Source organism: Xanthobacter sp. BG11Y11_SDJG, from assembly GCF_057364445.1.
The window spans coordinates 1-718 of the sequence record NZ_JBNFNU010000824.1 but is presented as its reverse complement, the minus strand read 5'-3'; the positions used below and the strand labels follow the sequence as shown (position 1 = coordinate 718).

General features: G+C 73.8%; 2 protein-coding genes. Both read right to left on the bottom strand.

The window, feature by feature from the left end; genetic code table 11:
* A partial coding sequence (locus AC2W7M_RS26785; protein ID WP_486136249.1) for a cupredoxin domain-containing protein occupies positions 1–338 on the bottom strand: 338 nt, incomplete at its 3' end.
* Positions 251–718, bottom strand: a 468-nt coding sequence (locus AC2W7M_RS26780) for a cytochrome c oxidase subunit II (RefSeq protein ID WP_486136247.1), incomplete at its 5' end; no start/stop codon positions are given. The genes AC2W7M_RS26780 and AC2W7M_RS26785, both read right to left, overlap by 88 nt.

Here is a 718-nt window from a genome sequence, read left to right as displayed (position 1 = left end):
GCCGGCTCGGGCGCGGGCGCCGCGGCGGCCTCCAGCCATGCTTCAAACGCGGGTTCCGGCAGCGCGATCACCTCCAGCGCCATGACGGCGTGCGCGCCGCCGCAATATTCCGCGCACTGGCCGCGATAGATGCCGTCCCGCTCCGCCTTCACGTGAAGGATGTTGGTGCGGCCGGGGATCATGTCCCGCTTGCCGCCGAGCGCGGGAATCCAGAAGGCGTGGATCACGTCGGCGGCGTCGAGCACGAAGGTCACGGTGCGGCCGGTGGGGATGCGGATCTCGTTGGCGCCGGCGATGCGCCGGCGTCCGCGGTCACATAAGTGACGCGCCACCACCATTGCTCGCCCACCACCTCGATGCGCGGGCCGTCCGGCGCCGCGCCGGCGCGCTCGCGCATCATCATCAGGCCCGCCACCAGCAAGGCGGTCAGCACCACCAGCGGCACGGCGAGGCCGGCCCAGAGCACCGCGGTGCGCGAGGCGATGGCGCGGCGGACGGCTGGCGGCCCCGCGAGGGCCAAAGCGAGCGTGCCGAGCACCCAGGCGAGGATCACGCCGGCGCCGATGAACAGCACCATCGACAGGTGGAACACCTGCCGCGCCTCCAGTCCCGCCGGCGCCAGCATGGACTGGTCGCCCGCGCATCCGCCGAGGCCGAGCGCCAGAAGCAGCGGCACAGCAGCGGCGCGGGCGCTCATGGGCGCGGCCTCGTCCGTCGG